Genomic DNA, 15,198 nt, shown 5'->3' on the forward strand with positions numbered 1-15,198 from the left:
ATTCGGATTCACAGCTCGCCGCGCTTCTGCTGGGGGGAACGTGTATCCGACGTTTCTGGTTCTCATGACGCGCGAGAGAATGCGCGTAGGAGTCGTCTCATGAATACGCTTCGTTCGATCACCGGGCTCTTTGCGATGGCTTCTCTCTTCGCGTTCGCCGCTGGGTGTAGCGTCAGCGAGAAAGAGGGGCTGGTCGGGCAGAGCGAGCAATCGCTCGCCCAGCCTTGCGAGTGCCTGCCGTCGGTCGTCGGCAACTCGTCGAACATCGTCGCGCCCCCGTGCGAGTGCGAGCCTCCGCCGGAGGAGCCGCCCGTCGAGGAGCCGCCCGTCGAGGAGCCGCCGAGTGACGATCCGTGCCCGCCTGGCGAGCACGAGGAATGCAGCGTGAAGGCGCCGGGCGGCGTGCAGTCGATCATCGCCCCGCCGCAGTGCGTCTGCGTTCCGGATGAGGAGCCCTGCCCGCCGAGCGCCGTCCAGGTCACGACCTGCGGCGGTATCATCGCCCCGAGGGGCGCGTCCCAGATCTGGGGCGGTGGCAGCGGCTGCATCGTCGAGTGCGTCCTCCCCTACTGATCGACTGACCTCGGCGAGTACACCCCGCCGAACGCCCCGGGAAACCCCGGGGCGTTTTGCGTTTGTCCCTCCTACAACACAATTTCGTCGGGCCTGTAGGCTGTATCCTTTCAAACAAGTGCTAGGCTTCGCCCGATGTCGGACGTCGCTTCGGGACAGTCGTCGGGGACCGAAGTCGCGCTCGATCGGCTCGATTGGCCCGTGCAGGGCCTCTCGCCCCGGGCGCGTCGAGTGGTCTTCGCCTACGCGGAGGCCATGTACGCAGACGAGGACGAAAAAGGCGCGATCGTGCCGGCGAGCCCGGCCATCTGCGAGCGCGCCACGGCGTGGCTCGACCACTCCGTGGGCCGCGCGAGCAGCGATCTGCGCCGCGGGTTCGCCGTCCTCACGTGGCTCCTCGAGATGATGCCGCTCTTCGTGATCGGCGCCTTCTCCCGCATGAGCCGCCTGCCCATCGCGCGGCGGGTCGGCTACCTGGAAGCGCTCGAACAGAGCCGGTTCGGGCTGTTCGCGATGCTGCTCGTGGCCTTCAAGGTGCCGATGAGCGTGGCCGCGTTCGAGGAGGGCGAGGAGCTCGCCTCGACGGGCTTCGATCGGCCGAGCACGACGGCACGAAGGCGGCTTCCCGCCGCGCCGGAGCGGGCCCGATGAGCGACCTTCCATCGGGCGAACACGTCCTCCACGGGCGGGATTTGTCGGGGCCGTTCGAAACGTCGTGCGACGTGGTCGTGGTCGGGTCGGGGGCGGGCGGATCGGTCGTCGCGACGCTGCTCGCCGAGACGGGCCTGCGCGTGATCATGCTCGAAGAGGGGCCGTATTACCGGCCCGAGGACTATCAAAGGTTCCGGCCGAGCGAGGCGCTGCGCCGGCTGTTCCGCGAGTCGGGCATGGCGACGGCGTTCGGGATCGGGCAGACGCCGATCATCGCGATCACCATGGGGCGAGCCGTGGGCGGTTCGTCGCTGCTGACGGGCGGCGTTTGTTTCCGGATCCCGAGCGACGTGCACCATCACTGGGTCACCGATCTCGGGCTCGACGCGCTCTCCGAGCGTGCACTCGAGCCCGCTTACGAGGACGTCGAGCAGAGGCTCGCCGTGCGCGAGGTGCCGGCCACGTTGCGCTCGCGCTCCACGATGAAGTTCGTCGAGGGCGCGGAGAAACTCGGGATCACCATGAAGCCCATGCGCCGCAACGCCGAGGCGTGCGAGGGCAACGCGCGGTGCAATTTTACATGTCCAGCCGGCGCGAAACGATCGGTGGACGTGTCGTACTTGCCGAGCGCATTCGCGCATGGAGCGCGTGTCGTGTCGGACGCGCTCGTGACGCGGGTGCTCGTGAAGGACGGGCGCGCGGCGGGCGTCGAGGGGCGGCTGCTCGGCGGCGAGGGCGGGCGGCCGTCGTTCCGGTTCGTCGTGCACGCGCCGGTGGTCGTGGCCGCTTGCGGGACCTTGCACACGCCGCTCTTGCTCGGCGCGAGCGGCGTGGGGCGGGTGAGCGAGAAGCTCGGCCGGCGGGTGACGCTCCACCCGGCCGTGCGCTGCGTGGCGATGTTCGACGAGGAGATCAGCGGCTGGGACGGCGCGATGCAGAGCGTGTACTCGGACGATTTCGCGCCCGAGGGGATCAAGCTCGTCGGCGTGTACAGCACGGTGAACGTGCTCGCGGCGGGCATGCCGGGCGTGGGCCCGCGGCTCAGGCGCATGGCGCGCGAGGTCCGCAGGCTCGCGGTGTTCGGCGCGATGGTGCACGACGAGGGCGGAGGCACGGTGCGCGCGGGGCCGGGGCGCGAGCCGATCCTGACGTACGAGATGGCGCCGCGGGATCTCGCGCGGCTGCGGCGCGGGATCACGATCGTGTCGGAGATGGCGCTCGCGGCGGGCGCGCGCGAGGTCTACGTGTCGGTGACGGGCGCAGGTCCGGTGCGCACGATGGACGACGCGCTCGCGCTCGAACGGACGAACTACGACGCGCGCCGCCTCGAATGCATGGCATTCCACCCGCTCGGGAGCGCGCGCGCCGCGAATGATCCGCGCCGCGGGGTCGTGGATCCGAACGGCCAGGCGTACGAGCTGCCGGGGCTCTTCGTGGCCGACGGATCGATCCTGCCGACGAGCATCGGCGTGAACTCGCAGGTGCCGATCATGGCCATGGCGACGCGTATCGCCTGGCGTGTCGCGGAGAGGTTCCGGCGGATCGCGCGTTCGGCCTGATCACTCCATCGAGGGATCGCGGAGGTCGCCGAAGAAATCGATGAGGAGGTTCGAGACCTCGGCGGGCTTCTCCTGCTGCGTCCAGTGGCCGCAATCCGTGATGCGCTCGATGCGCAGGTTCTTCACGTACGGCTTCGAGAGCTCGGCCATCTCGGGCCGCAGGACGGGATCTTTGTCCGTGACCACGAGCAGCGCGGGGAGGTCGATCTCGAAGGACGGGAGCGAGCGATCTTCCTCCCACGAAAGATCCATCGCGCGGTACCAGTTGAGGCCGCCCCGGAAGCCCGTGCGCTTGTAGATGCGCACGTACGTGTCGAGGTCGATCTTCGAGAGGAACGTCTCGCCGGGATCGATCTTCCCGAGCAGCGAGGTGCCATCCCCGACGGTCATGAACGTGGCGAGGGAGTCGGCGTACTTCGCCGGGCGCATGATCTTCTGGAACGTGTCGCGCACGTCGGCCTCGAGCTCCCGCTCCGCGACGCCCGGCTCCTGGAAGTGACGCATGTAGAACGTCTTGTCCGTGAGACGGAAGGCGTCGCGGTACATGAGGCTCGGGGCCACGGGGCCCGGCGGGAGGTACGGCGTGTTGAGGCTCGCCACGCGCTCGGTGCGCTCGGGGTGACGGAGCGCGAACTGCCACGCGAGCGAGCCGCCCCAGTCGTGCCCGACCACGCCCGCCTTGTCGATGCCGAGCGCGTCGAAGAGGCCGTGGATGTCTTCGACGAGCTCGCGCATCACGTAGCTCTCGATCTCCTCGGGCGCGTCGGTCCCGCCGTAGCCACGGAGATCCGGGCAGAGGACGCGGAAGCCCACCTCGGCGAGGGCGTGGATCTGGCGGCGCCAGGAGTACCAGAGCTCGGGAAAGCCGTGGCAGAGGAGGATCGGATAGCCCCGGCCCGCATCGGTCACGTGCATGCGGATGCCGTTCGAGTCCAGGAAGGTGTGGCGAATGATCGTGCCCATGCGGTGAAGACTCCGGTCTCGCGCTCTCTCCCCGTCTCCCCCGGGACGGGGCGCGCGTCAACGCTGGGCAGTGACGAGAAGGTGCGTCCGGGTCCGCTCAGGGGCTGGAGTCACCCGAGCAGGTGACGAACAGGGTGGCGCCCTTGGAGGGCTCGCCCTCACCCACGAGGCGGATCATGCGGCGCTCGGACTGGGAGCAGCGGGCGACCAGGGCCGGGTTGCCGATGGCCGGGTCGGTCGAGGCGTCAACGTAGCAGAAGCCACTGACGGGTTCGCCGGCGGGCGTGACCGGGTCGTCCGAGACGTCGTTCTGGCAGATGGTGAGCTCTTCTTTTTCGAGCTGCGGGATCTGGCAGAAGCAATCCCAGCCCGCCTCGGGCGAACGCGCCTTGGCCTCGTCGATCGCGGCGGCGTGCTTCTCGTCGACGGGGAGCCGGGCATGCTCGGGATCACACGAGCAAGCTCCGCCGGTCGGGCGCGCCTCGATGAGCAGGCAGTTCACGGCGCCCTTGTCGTCACGGTCGAGCGTACGCGGCAGGCACGGGCCGCCGATCTTGCTCTTCAGGCGATCGACGAGCGCGCCGATCGCGGGGCGGTAGCCGTAGTCGGCCGAGGTGCGATCCTCGACCTGCTTCGGACAAACCGAGCCGACGATGCCCTGCTCGCCGAGGCCGCTGAGCACGCCGAGCTGGCGCAGGCCGGGGTAGGCCTTGGCGCGGACGCGCATCGTGGGCGCGGCCGGATCGCAGAGCGGGTTGCCCGCGGTGCCGTCGCGGCACTCGGCGCATTTCGGATCGTTCGGACAATCGGTCGCCTGGGGCAGCTCGAAGATGCACGCGTACTGGAGGTCTTCGCCGAGCGTGTCGTACTCGTGCCCGTTGATGGAGTTGCCGAGCGGCGTGCTCGGGTCCATGTCGGTCTGCTCGCCGGTGATCGGGTGCTTGCCGGGGCGCGGATCGGTCGACTCGTGCATGAGCGGATCCGTCGGCAGGACGCCCTGCGCGGGGTTGCCGAGGATGATGTCCCAGGTCCCGTCCGCGCCCATCTCGCGCGCGTTCTTGAGGCCCTTCGTGAGGTCCGCGGGATCACGGGCGACGTCCTGCCACGGTACGCCGACGATGCCGGCGAGGAAGACGAGGTCCGGCGTGCGCACGACGGGCACGCCCTCTTTGGGGTTCGCCTTCGGGAAGAGCGGGTTGTCCACGACCTCGCCGCTGCGCGTCGTGATCTCGGGGCTCGAGAACGCCTTCACGTAGCGGTCCGTCGGGTAGAGGAAGTCCACGCCGAAGCGCTTCTTCTGGTCGTAGCAACGCAGGTCGACGGGATCTTCAGAGGCGGTCAGCACCATGACGTTTCCTTGGGCGTCAAAGCATCCCGGATCGGGAGGGCAGCCCTCGGGCGTGGGCAGGCCGCAGGAGGAGCAGCACTTGTCGTTCGGATCGGTCGCGCACTCGGCGCGCGGGCGCGGCAGCGCTGCGGTGTGCGAGGCGCGGTAGAAGAAGCCGGTCTCCTTGATCGAGCAGTCGTTCTCGTCGCTCAGCATGAGGATCGCCACGAGCGAGTCGGGGCGGAGGAAGTCCTTGCGCTGATCGAGCAGGTCGCCGTCCGTGCCGCTCACCTTCACGTAGCCCGACGAGGCGTCGATCGTGTCGTAGGGCTCGGGGTCGACGAGGAAGCGGTAGATGCTCTCGAGCTGCGACTCGTAGCCGCAGCCGACCTGGCCGGTGCCTTTGACCATCTCGGCGAGCGCGGGCACGAGGCCGGGCTCGGAGCCGTCGAGCGTGCCGAGGTTCGCCTCGCCCGGCGGGCTCAGTTGCTGCTCGGGATCCCACGCGAGGAAGCCCTTGCCGCCGTACGTCGGGACCACCTCGCCGGCGACGCAGGCGTCGGCGCGCGAGACGAGGTGACCCTTGTCGTTCTTCGAGACCTTCTCGTTGCCGCAGCTCGTGTCGCTCTGCAGGTCGGGGCAATGCCCGCCGCCGTGGCCGCCGAGGCTCGACGAGACGATGCCGATGTGGATGTCGAGCACGGGCTCGAACTCGCGGCGCGAGCCCAACGGGCAGTCGTCCTTGGGGCCCTTCGGCTGCTGGTTGCTCGGGAGCGGCACGCCCGCTTCGTCGATGCACGGCGGGTTCACGAGGCTCTCGACGAGATCGGGGACGGCCTGGGCGAGGATCTGCTGCTTGTCGGCCATGGAGGCCGAGTTGTCGATGCCGAGGACGAGGTCGATCTTGTCGACGCCGCTGTGAGGAACGACCTCGACGATGGTCGACGTGATGCGCGGATCGACAACGTCGATGGGTCGGTCGAGGCAACCGACGGCCATGAGGCCGGAGAGGGCGACGGTGACGAGGCCGGGGAAGACGACAGCGGAGGTGGCAGCGAAGACGCCCGGAAGACCTGGACGAAGAGGACGGCGGTTCATGGGGGCTCCCTTTCCTGGAGTGCGAGGTGCCTTGCGGGTTGGCTGCCTCAGCAGCAGCGCTGCCCCTCACTTCGCAAAAGGGATGCCGTCCCAATTTCTCGGTTTTTGGCGCTTTTATCCAGTTACACGGAAATTTTGGCAACGGAGTTGGCATATCGCCCAGATCACGCCAACCGAAGTCGTGCTCTCGCGTTTCCGAGGCTCAAGGGTGCGGGGGCGGCTGGTCGATCGCGGCAGTCCAGCGCGCGATCTCCTCGGACGACATGCTGCCCGCGGGAAAGAGGCGCGCGTCGTCCCAGCCCTCGCTCACGTCGGCGAGGTACTGCGCGCGCGAGAGGAGCGTGCCCCGGCAGATGTGGCCCACCTTGGGCGGCGACGCGCATTCGGCTTCGAGGCGCGTGACGAGCTCGCGCATGACCCACGGCGGGATGCGGCGCTGCTCCGTCGGATAGATGAAGCCGAAGAGGATGAGCTGGCTCAGGAGGACCCGCCAGTGATCGCCAAAGCGCGCGACGATCCGAGGCCAGTCGAGATCCTCGCAGCGCGCGCGGAGCACGTGAGCGACGTCGGCCCCGTCGTACCGCTCGCGCTCCTGGATGAAGGACTTCGCGAAGATGGTCTCTTCCGCAGGGCAAAGGCCGACGTCGACGCCGAAGACCTCACCGCGGCCCGCGTGCTCGAACCAGAGATCGTCGACCTCGGCGAGGCCGTTGCCCGAGCTCCAGATGACGTCGACGTGCTCGCTGCCGGAGTACGCCTTGGCGAGCCAGTGCGGGAACGCGATGCAGGTCGTGTAGCCCGCGTTTTCGAGGACGAGCAGAGCCGCGCCGACGTCGCGGCGTCGAACGAAGACGTCGAGGTCGCGGGTGCGCCTGCGCATGCCGGCGTGGTGCGCGAGCGCGTAGGCGCCGCCGACGAGGAAAGGAACGTCGGACGCGGCGAGCACGCGGAGCGCCGACGCGAAGAAGTCGCGCGCCTCGGGGGTCATGTCGAGCGCGAGGACCGCGTTCGGATCGACGTCGCGAGGCAAGGCGATCGTAGGCTCGACGGGCGTGCTCGGTGGTGGTGGAGGGTCGCAAGCGACCATGGGCTTGGGGAGCGGGAGCCGCGTCGTGTCGAGCGAGCGTGGCGTCCCGGAGGACGAAATGGCATCAACCGTGCGGCGGAACATCATGGCCTGACGTGTTGCCAGGCAGTTCGTACCGCAAGGGGCGCGCAGCCAGAAAACAGGGGCTACGGAGCGTCCGCGAGCGAGCGTTCGAGCGCAGCGCGCAGATGGTTCTGCGCGCGAAGCGCATACGGTCCATCGGGCGAGATCTCGAGGTGCGTCGCGAAATGCTCGGCCGCGCGGCCGTACTCGCCCTTGTGATACCGCACGATGCCGCGCGCGAGCTCGCGCGGGTACGAGGGATCGAGGGCCGAGAGCTCGTCGATCTTGCGGAGCAGGAAGGCCGCCTGGTCCTGCGCGCCGCGCCCTTCGTCGCGCCCCGGCTCCGGGTGCGGCGGATGCGCGAGGAGGAAGCCGAGGAGCGCGCGGTGCTCGTCGACGCCGAGGGCGAGCGCGCTGCCCGAGAGGCCGCTGATCTCGTTCCACCGGAGCTTGAAGGAGGCGCGGAGCGCGCGTTCATCCATGTGCATGACGCAAGGCGAAGCGCCCTCGCACCAGCCGTTGCGGGTGAGGACGTCGGCGAAGGGGCCGCCAAGCTCGACGAGCTCGTCCGAGGTTTCACCGGTCCGAACGAAGCGCTGCACCTCGCGGAGGAAGGAGCGGAGCTGGTAGGCGCGGAGCGCGAGGACGGCATCCTCACCCTGGGCGAGTGCGCGGGCAGCGGCAGGGCCGATCCGGCGGCGGAGCTCGGCAAGCATGGCGTCGTCGCCGCCCGCATCGGCGCGCCCGAAGGCGCGGAGGAGCGAGCCGAGCGCGCGGACGTCAGCGTCGAGGGGTTTCGCCTCGACGGCGCGAGCGCGGGCGTCATCGTTCGCCGCAGCCTCGGCGAGCTTCCCGGGCTCGACGAGGGGAACGGGCAGGTCCTCGGGCGGGACCGACCGCGGGACGGCGAGGAGGGCGGCACTGCCGGCAAGAAAGACGGCAACGAGGCCCGGCTGCCAGCCCTCGAAGTGCCGGCCGAACCCCTTGGCGACGCGCGCCTCGTTTTTTGCCACCGCGCTCCGACCTCCGACCGTTTATTGTAGGACGGCGTCGGGGCACGAGGAGAGAAAGTAGTGTTGGCCGAGAAGCGAAGACACCCGCGAAGGGTCGTTCGAATGGCAGTCGCGTTCCAGGTGGGGGATGGGCCGCGCGTCGATGCCTTCTCGCGCGACCTGAGCATCGGCGGCATGTTCATCGTCACCGACAAGCCCGCGCCCTTCAACGCGAGCGTGAACCTCTACATGCAACTGCCCGGCGTGAAGCAAGAGGTCATGGTGAAGTCGACGGTGCGCTGGACCGAGCCCGACGGAATGGGCGTGCAGTTCGGTCTGATGGGCGCACGCGAGACGCACGCGCTGATGCAGCTCCTCACAGGCGCGCCGCCTTCGATCCGGTGACGGTTTGTCCGGGCAGGGGTTCTGTCCGGACGAACCCGTAGCGCCGGGGTTTCACCCCGGACCCGACGAGGGGCTATCCGCCCCTCGACCCGGACCAGGGCCAGCCCTGGACCTTTGATGCATCGACCGCGATGCGGTCGATGCACAGGCGCATGAGTTTTACTCGACGCGAACAGCGTCTTACTGACCGAGCTGGAACGGCACGGCGACGGGGCCACTCGTCCCGACGAACTTGCCCGGGCGCAGCGAGTCGAAGACGCACTGCATGAACCGGGGTTCGAGCGGCGGATCGAAGCGCACGGACGAGACGGCGCCTTCCGGATCGAGGGAGACGGTCACCGTGGACGTGACCGAGAGACGAACGGAAGGATCTCCGCCGCGGTAGTACGTCTCGAAGCAGCCCGAGAGGCCCGCATGCACGGAGGCACGCGTGAGCACGGGCGCAGGCTTGGGCGCAGGCGGCGCCTCGGGCACGACGGAGGGCGCCTCCACAGGCGGAGGCGGCGCAGGCGGTGCGTCCGGACGATCGTGGACGTGCTGCTGCGGGCGCTCGGCGACGCTCGGAGGCGGCGGCGCGAGCGCAGGCTTCGGCGGAGGCGTTGTGTCCACAGGCGCAGGCGGCGCGGGGGGCGCGCCTTCGACAGGGAGCATGCGGGCGATCTCGCCGCCGTCGAGCGAGAAGGATGCGCGCGCACGGCCGACGAGGAGGCGGCCCGTGGTGACGCCAGGGCGACCCGCGGGACCGACGGCGACCGCGCCGTGTTCGAGATCGACGAGGACGTCGTCGTTGCCACGCACGACGGTGAACGCGGTGCCATGCGCGGCGACACGCGTGCGGCCGACGTCGACGGCGAAGGTCTCGACGAGTCCCTCGGTGGTTTTTCGTGGCGTCACGTCGGCGCGCAAGGAGCCTCGTTCGAGGCCGAGCACGAGCGGATCCCCGGCCTCGGTGGCCGCAGCGACGATGGTCGCGCGCGCGCCGGGCGCGAGCGTGACGCGGACGATGCCACGTTGCACGAGCGTGAGCGGCGCCTCGCCGGCCTCGACGCCGTCACCGGGGCGAAGAAGCGAGAGATCACGCTCGGACTCGCTGCCCGCAAGGAACGCGATCGTCTCGGGCGCACGCCACCGAACGGCAAAACTCGCGGGCGTTTCGTTCTTCGATCGCGCGCCGAAGCTCGCGACAGCGATCACCGCCGCAGCGGCCGCGCAAGCCGCGAGGCCAATCCGCGCGCCGCGCCCGATGCGAGGGAGCGCTCGGGATGCGCGCGCTTGCTCGTCCTGATCGATGCGCTCGTCGAGCCTCTGCTCGATCACATCCCAGGGCAGCTCGGGCGGCTTCTCGTCGGCGAGCGCGCCGCGCATCACCTCGAGGGCGCGCGTGCCGGGGTCGTTGTCGCTCACGTGGTTTTCCCCTCCGCCGAAAGAGCATTCGACGCTTGGCCGCTCCGCTCGGACGCGCCGAGCTGCGCTCCCAAACCCCCGATTTCATCCACGAGCTGCGCGAGCGCAGGCTCCTCCCGCATGAGCTCGGCGAGCTCGCGCCGCGCGTAGAACAACCTCGTTCGCACCGTGAGCACGGGAGCATCCACGATCGTCGCGATCTCGGCGGGCGCCAAGCCCTCGATGTCGTGCAGCACGTACACCGTACGTTTCTTCTCGGAGATCCGATCGAGCAGCCGCTTGAACGCGACGAGCCGGCGCCGGAGCGTCGCCTCCTCGTCGGGCAAGAGGCCGGAGTCCCGCTCGTGCTCAGTCGCGAGCGGCTCGTCCGCGAAAACCGGACGGCTGCGCTCGGCCCTGCGGATCATGAGCACCACGTTCACCGTGATGCGATGAATCCAGGTGGAGAACTTCGACTGCCCGCGGAAGTCACCGAGGCTCCGGTGCACCTGGAGGAAGACCTCCTGCACCACGTCCTCGATGTCGCTCGCGCGGCCGAGCATGCGGAAGACGAGCCGCGCCACGGCCTCCCGGTGCATCCGGTAGAGGGCCGAGAAGGCGCCCCTGTCGCCGCTCCGGGCACGCCGGACGAGCTCGTCTACGTCCGCGGTGTCCACGAAGGCCCGAGTGGCCAGGCTCGCGCTCGGCCATGCGAAAAACGACCGGGATGGAGCGACAGCGGGCGCCGAGACCAGCGACGAGATCGCGCGCGGCAGCGCCACGGGGTACACGAACGGGTCCGTTGCGCGGAGGCGGGGGCGCATTCACGCGGCCGCCCTTTTGCACGAAATTTGTCCATTTCCCGCGGCCGGACGCAACGTCGGCGCATGCTCTACATCGCCGTGGGATTGACCGTCGCCCTCGTCGCCGCCGACCTGCTCGACCTGTCGTCGCGCAAGTCCGCTCGCCGACGTCTCGGCGATCTGTGACGGACGGCAGAAGCGCCGCCCGCAACGTACCCTTCGAAAAAAGTTCGGGGGCGAAGCTTCGTCTACCGAAGCCTCACCCCCGCCTTGTTCCTCAGGCCGCGGCCTTCTTCTCGCCGGGGAAGATCGCCTTGAGGTCGACCTTCTCCTGCTTCTTCTGCTCGAGGATGTAGTTGACCGCGCGGAGGATGCGCGTCTTGGAGGGGCCGCTGATGGACTTGCCCGCGATCGCCGACGCGATCGCGCGGTCCGTCACGGGGCGGCCGCTGCGGGGCTTCTTGAGCCCCTCCTTCTTCTTCGCGCCGTCCTCGCTCTTGCGGGCGAGGCGCTTGGTCAGACGGATCGCCCGATCCTCGGGGCGCAGCTTCTCGATCTTCTGGGACGCCGCGATGATCCTGCGCGGGTCGATCGCCTTGGCCTTGAGGAACTCTTCGAACGTGCTCATCGGATTCACCTTGGAAGCTTCTGGAGGAGCGGGCTACGCGCGAGGTTCGGCGCGGTTACCCCTCAACGACGCAGGAGGGCGCGCACCCTATCACGGACGCCCGAACCCTGCACCCTTCTCGAACCGACCAAAGAAAGGACGGACGGCGGAGCGGGCGCGGCCAAACGTTTACCCGCCCCGTCGGCCTGTACTACCCTCCGACAAATGAGCCTGATCTCTCACCTCGACGAGGCCGTCGCCGTCATCCGATCGAAGAGCCCGATCACCCCGGTGGTCGGCGTGGTGCTCGGTTCGGGGCTCGGCGCGTGGGCCGAGAGCCTCGAGGAGCACGTGGTGCTCCCCTACAGCGAAATCCCGTTCATGCCCGTGTCGACCGTCGTCGGGCACGCGGGCAAGCTCTGGATCGGCCTCGCGAACGGCGTGCCGGTCGCCTGTCTGCAAGGCCGCGTGCACCTCTACGAGGGCCACGCGCCCGAGCGCGCGGTGTTCGGCGCGCGGCTGCTCGCGCGGCTCGGGTGTCGCGCGGCGCTCTTGACGAACGCCGCCGGCGGTACGAGGCCCACGTTCCAGCCCGGGGACCTGATGCTCATTCGTGATCACCTGAACCTGACGGGACAAAACCCGCTCGTCGGGCCAAACGAAGCCGGCCTCGGTCCGCGCTTCCCGGACATGACGCACGCCTACGATCGGCGCATCGCGGCGCTCGCGCGCGAGGCGGCCGCGGACGCGGGCGTGTCGATCCACGAGGGCGTGTACGCAGGGCTGCTCGGCCCGTCGTACGAAACGCCGGCCGAGATCGCGATGCTGAGGACGCTCGGCGCGGACGCGGTCGGGATGAGCACGGTGCACGAGGTGATCGCGCTCCGGCACATGGGCGTGCGCTGCGGCGCGATGTCGTGCATCACGAACCTCGCCGCGGGCCTGAGCCCGACGCCGCTCGATCACGCCGAGGTCGAGGAGACGGCGCGGCAGTCGCGCGAGCGGTTCACGGGGCTGCTCTCGGCCTGGGTGAAGAAGGTCGGCGCAGCGATCACCGGCGGCGGAAGCTGGCGAGGAGGAGCGGCTTGATCGATCCGCAGACGACCATCGACTGGGCCGCGCTCGAGCGCGCGGCGCTCGACGTGCAGACCCGCGCGCACGCGCCGTACTCGACGTACCAGGTCGGCGCCGCGCTGCTCACCGCGTCGGGTCGGATCTTCACCGGTTGCAACGTGGAGAACGCGTCGTACGGGCTCTCGATCTGCGCCGAGCGTTCGGCGATCGTACAGATGGTGGCCGCAGGCGAGCGCGATCCGATCGCGCTCACGGTCGTGACGCCGGGCTCGTCGAAGCTCGGTCCCGACGTTTCGAGCCCGCCGATCGGCGCGCCATGCGGGATGTGCCGGCAGACGCTCGCCGAGTTCGCGGACGATATGCCGATCCGGATGCTCGTCGCCGGTCACGACGGGCTCTCGCGCAGGACGTCACTCGCGGCGCTCCTGCCCGAGGCGTTCCGCGCGAGATCGAGCTGAGCGGCCGCGGGGGCGCTCGACTCACTCCGCGTCGATCGGCCGCGACTCGACTTCCTGAATCCGCTGCACGGCCTGCAGGAGCGACTCGCGCGCGCGTTCGAGCGCGAGCTTGTCCTCTTCCCACCGCGCGCGGACGCGCGTGAGGCGCGCCGCCGCGTTGACGCCGTCGGCCACGAGCGTCGCCTTCTCCGCGGCGAGCGCGTCGCGCTCCTCTTCGCGCTTGCGCAGCTCCTCTTCGAGCCGCGCGACGTCGGCCACGCGGGCCGCGAGATCCGCGCGCAGCGTGCCCTCGTCCCGGCGCGCCGCTTCGATCGCCGCGCGCGCCTCTTCGAGCTCGGTCCCGAGCGCGGCGATGCGCGCTTCGAGCTCGGCCGCGGCGGCGCGCAAGGTCGTCTCCTGCTCGGCGAGCGCGCGCTTGCGGACCTCGCGCTCTTCCTCGGCCTCCGCTGCGCGCGCCGCGTCGTTCGCGCGCGCTCGCTCCTCGTGCTCCGCGACGGCCTTCCGCGTGGCCTCTTCGGCGCCCGCGATCGCCGCGGCATGACGCGCTTCGAGCTCGGCCACGGCGCGCGCGTGCGCCTCCTCGAGCTCTTGCTCGCGCGCCTTGACCCGCTCGTCCGCCGCGCGCGTCGCTTCCTCGATGGCGCGGGCCTTGGCTTCTTCGATCGCCTGCGCCTTCTCGGCGCTCGCCGCTTCGAGGGCTTTTACGTGATCGGCTTCGAGCCGCGCGAGCGTGGCCGCGTGCTCCTCGCGGAGCTTCGTGATCTCCTCTTGCCGCGCGCGCTCCGCCTCGCTCGCGCCCGCGGATCGCAGCGCCTCGATCGCCGCCGCGTGCTCCTCGCCGAGCTTCTTGATCTCCGCGGCGTGCTCCTCGCGCGCCTTGCCGAGCTCCACGCCCTGCTCCGCGCTGAGCTCGCCGATCTCGGCCGCGTGCTCGTCGCGCAGCTTCGCGATCGCCGCCGCGTGTTCGTCGCCGAGCTTCTTGATCGCGGCCGCGTGCTCCTCACCGAGCCGCGCGATCTCTGCTGCGTGCTCCTTCCCGAGCCGCTCGGCCTCGCTCGCGCGCGTCCGCGCCTCTGCGTCCGCGACGGCTTGCGAGAGCGTCTCGCTCGACGTCCGGAGCTGCTCCTCCCGCATCGCGATCGCGGCCTCTTTATCGAGCCTCGCCGCCGCGAGCTCCGCGTCGCGCGTCGCGAGCTTCTCCTCGACGCGCTCGAGCAGGAGCTGGAAGTTCTGCACGCGCTTCTCGAGCGCCTCGCGATCGTCGCGCAGCTTGCTGAGCTCGGCGTCGACCTGCTCGCGCGAGCCTTCGAACTCGATCATGCGATCGAGCTGATCGGCCTTCTCGCGCTCCAGCACGAGCGCCTGATCCCGCAGCTCGATGAGCTCCTTGTCACGCTGCGAGACCTGCTCGCGCAGGGCGAGGATCTCCTTGTCCTTCTTGTTCAGGGCCTCGCGCAGATCGAGGAACTCGCGGCTCGACACGCCGCCGAGGCGCGAGGTGGCGGTGAGCGCCGCCGTGCCCGTCAAACCACCTCCGCCTTGCACGGCCGCCGTCGCCGCGATCGCCGCGGAGAGCTTCGCCTTGAGCTCCTCGGCCTCGCGCTTGAGCCGCGCCACGTCGGCCGATCCTTCGCTCGCCTTGGCGAGATCGGCTTCGAGCTTCGACACGTTGGCGCGCGAGGCATGGAGCTCCTGATCGAGGCGCGCGCTCTCGTCTCGCGTCCGAGCGAGCTCGCCCCGGAGCGTCTCGATCTCTTGCTGGACGCGCGGGACGTCGCCTTCGAGGCGCGCGAAATCACCCTTGGCGCGCGTGAGCTCGTCCTTCGCTTGCGTGAGTTCGTCGCGGCTGCGCGCGAGCTCGTCCTTGCTACGCGCGAGCTCGTCCTTGCTGCGCGCGAGCTCCGCGCGGAGTCGATCGAGCTCCGCCGTATCCGTCGCTTGCGGGGCCGGCGGGCGCTCGCTCGCGCGGAAGGGCGCCGCGGGCGGAGGCACCGAGCGCGTCGTGGCAGGCGCGGGTGCTGCTGCGGTCGGACGCGGCGGCGTCGCGGCCGTGGATCCACCAGGACGCGGCGGCGCGGGGGGCGGCGGCGCAGCGGCCGCGGGAGCGGGCGCAGGCGGCGGTGCAGGAGGCGGCACGGCCGCGACAGGCGCGGGC

The 15,198-nt window shown here is 70.0% G+C and carries 14 protein-coding genes; 6 read left to right on the forward strand and 8 right to left on the reverse strand.

All coding sequences use genetic code 11. The features are described from left to right. The first annotated feature begins 99 nt into the window (after positions 1–99). The 3 genes from QHF84_RS48040 (at position 100) to QHF84_RS48050 (ending at position 2,783) form a co-directional block, all read left to right on the forward strand. Positions 100–573, forward strand: coding sequence for a hypothetical protein (locus QHF84_RS48040; protein WP_281320385.1), 474 nt, complete (start codon positions 100–102; stop codon positions 571–573). Positions 574–708: 135 nt separating this feature from the next. After that, positions 709–1,224, forward strand: a complete 516-nt coding sequence (locus tag QHF84_RS48045) for a hypothetical protein (RefSeq protein WP_281320386.1) — start codon at positions 709–711, stop codon at positions 1,222–1,224. Continuing rightward, positions 1,221–2,783 (forward strand): GMC family oxidoreductase, encoded by a 1,563-nt coding sequence (locus tag QHF84_RS48050; protein ID WP_281320387.1) that lies wholly within the window; start codon positions 1,221–1,223, stop codon positions 2,781–2,783. The genes QHF84_RS48045 and QHF84_RS48050 overlap by 4 nt, the downstream gene beginning before the upstream one ends. Here the strand turns inward: QHF84_RS48050 and QHF84_RS48055 are convergent, their stop codons facing one another. From QHF84_RS48055 to QHF84_RS48070, 4 genes are all read right to left on the reverse strand, one after another. Beyond that, positions 2,784–3,746 carry an alpha/beta hydrolase gene (locus tag QHF84_RS48055; protein ID WP_281320388.1) on the reverse strand — a complete coding sequence of 321 codons (963 nt, stop codon included), beginning with the start codon at positions 3,744–3,746 and terminating at the stop codon, positions 2,784–2,786. It lies immediately after the preceding gene. 97 nt (positions 3,747–3,843) lie between these two features. Continuing rightward, positions 3,844–6,171 (reverse strand): hypothetical protein, encoded by a 2,328-nt coding sequence (locus tag QHF84_RS48060; RefSeq protein WP_281320389.1) that lies wholly within the window; start codon positions 6,169–6,171, stop codon positions 3,844–3,846. Between the two features lie 202 nt (positions 6,172–6,373). Then, positions 6,374–7,345 carry a nucleotidyltransferase family protein gene (locus QHF84_RS48065; protein ID WP_281320390.1) on the reverse strand — a complete coding sequence of 324 codons (972 nt, stop codon included), beginning with the start codon at positions 7,343–7,345 and terminating at the stop codon, positions 6,374–6,376. 59 nt (positions 7,346–7,404) lie between these two features. Beyond that, positions 7,405–8,334: a tetratricopeptide repeat protein gene (locus QHF84_RS48070; protein ID WP_281320391.1), complete on the reverse strand. Its 930-nt coding sequence runs from the start codon at positions 8,332–8,334 to the stop codon at positions 7,405–7,407. 60 nt (positions 8,335–8,394) lie between these two features. Between QHF84_RS48070 and QHF84_RS48075 the strand changes: the two genes are divergently transcribed. Next, complete coding sequence (locus tag QHF84_RS48075) at positions 8,395–8,718, forward strand: PilZ domain-containing protein (RefSeq protein ID WP_281320392.1); 324 nt, start codon at positions 8,395–8,397, stop codon at positions 8,716–8,718. 180 nt (positions 8,719–8,898) lie between these two features. Here the strand turns inward: QHF84_RS48075 and QHF84_RS48080 are convergent, their stop codons facing one another. The 3 genes from QHF84_RS48080 to QHF84_RS48090 all read right to left on the reverse strand — a co-directional run bounded on the left by QHF84_RS48080 (position 8,899) and on the right by QHF84_RS48090 (position 11,532). After that, positions 8,899–10,122, reverse strand: a complete 1,224-nt coding sequence (locus QHF84_RS48080; protein WP_281320393.1) for a FecR domain-containing protein — start codon at positions 10,120–10,122, stop codon at positions 8,899–8,901. Continuing rightward, positions 10,119–10,778 carry a sigma-70 family RNA polymerase sigma factor gene (locus QHF84_RS48085; RefSeq protein WP_281320394.1) on the reverse strand — a complete coding sequence of 220 codons (660 nt, stop codon included), beginning with the start codon at positions 10,776–10,778 and terminating at the stop codon, positions 10,119–10,121. Before QHF84_RS48085 ends, QHF84_RS48080 begins: the two co-directional genes overlap by 4 nt. 403 nt (positions 10,779–11,181) lie before the next feature. Further along, a complete protein-coding gene (locus QHF84_RS48090) occupies positions 11,182–11,532 on the reverse strand; it encodes a hypothetical protein (protein ID WP_281320395.1) in 351 nt (116 codons plus the stop codon). A 204-nt stretch (positions 11,533–11,736) separates the two neighbouring features. Between QHF84_RS48090 and QHF84_RS48095 the strand changes: the two genes are divergently transcribed. Together QHF84_RS48095 and cdd are read left to right on the forward strand one after the other, a co-directional pair. Further along, positions 11,737–12,600 (forward strand): purine-nucleoside phosphorylase, encoded by an 864-nt coding sequence (locus tag QHF84_RS48095; RefSeq protein ID WP_281320396.1) that lies wholly within the window; start codon positions 11,737–11,739, stop codon positions 12,598–12,600. After that, the gene (gene cdd / locus QHF84_RS48100) at positions 12,597–13,043 is read left to right on the forward strand and encodes a cytidine deaminase (protein ID WP_281320397.1); all 447 of its coding nucleotides are present in this window, start codon (positions 12,597–12,599) and stop codon (positions 13,041–13,043) included. The genes QHF84_RS48095 and cdd overlap by 4 nt, the downstream gene beginning before the upstream one ends. Positions 13,044–13,064: 21 nt before the next feature. Here cdd and QHF84_RS48105 read toward each other — a convergent pair. Then, positions 13,065–15,198 (reverse strand): hypothetical protein (locus QHF84_RS48105; RefSeq protein WP_281320398.1); only part of this gene is annotated, 2,134 nt, incomplete at its 5' end.

This window comes from Polyangium sp. y55x31, assembly GCF_029946505.1.
Taxonomy (GTDB): domain Bacteria; phylum Myxococcota_A; class Polyangia; order Polyangiales; family Polyangiaceae; genus Polyangium.

Excerpts from the sequence above, each read along its gene's own strand:
- QHF84_RS48040 (WP_281320385.1), top strand. The coding sequence starts at position 100 with ATGAATACGCTTCGTTCGATCACCGGGCTCTTTGCGATGGCTTCTCTC.
- QHF84_RS48045 (WP_281320386.1), top strand. The coding sequence starts at position 709 with ATGTCGGACGTCGCTTCGGGACAGTCGTCGGGGACCGAAGTCGCGCTC.
- QHF84_RS48050 (WP_281320387.1), top strand. The coding sequence starts at position 1,221 with ATGAGCGACCTTCCATCGGGCGAACACGTCCTCCACGGGCGGGATTTG.
- QHF84_RS48055 (WP_281320388.1), bottom strand. The coding sequence starts at position 3,746 with ATGGGCACGATCATTCGCCACACCTTCCTGGACTCGAACGGCATCCGC.
- QHF84_RS48060 (WP_281320389.1), bottom strand. The coding sequence starts at position 6,171 with ATGAACCGCCGTCCTCTTCGTCCAGGTCTTCCGGGCGTCTTCGCTGCC.
- QHF84_RS48065 (WP_281320390.1), bottom strand. The coding sequence starts at position 7,345 with ATGATGTTCCGCCGCACGGTTGATGCCATTTCGTCCTCCGGGACGCCA.
- QHF84_RS48090 (WP_281320395.1), bottom strand. The coding sequence starts at position 11,532 with ATGAGCACGTTCGAAGAGTTCCTCAAGGCCAAGGCGATCGACCCGCGC.
- QHF84_RS48095 (WP_281320396.1), top strand. The coding sequence starts at position 11,737 with ATGAGCCTGATCTCTCACCTCGACGAGGCCGTCGCCGTCATCCGATCG.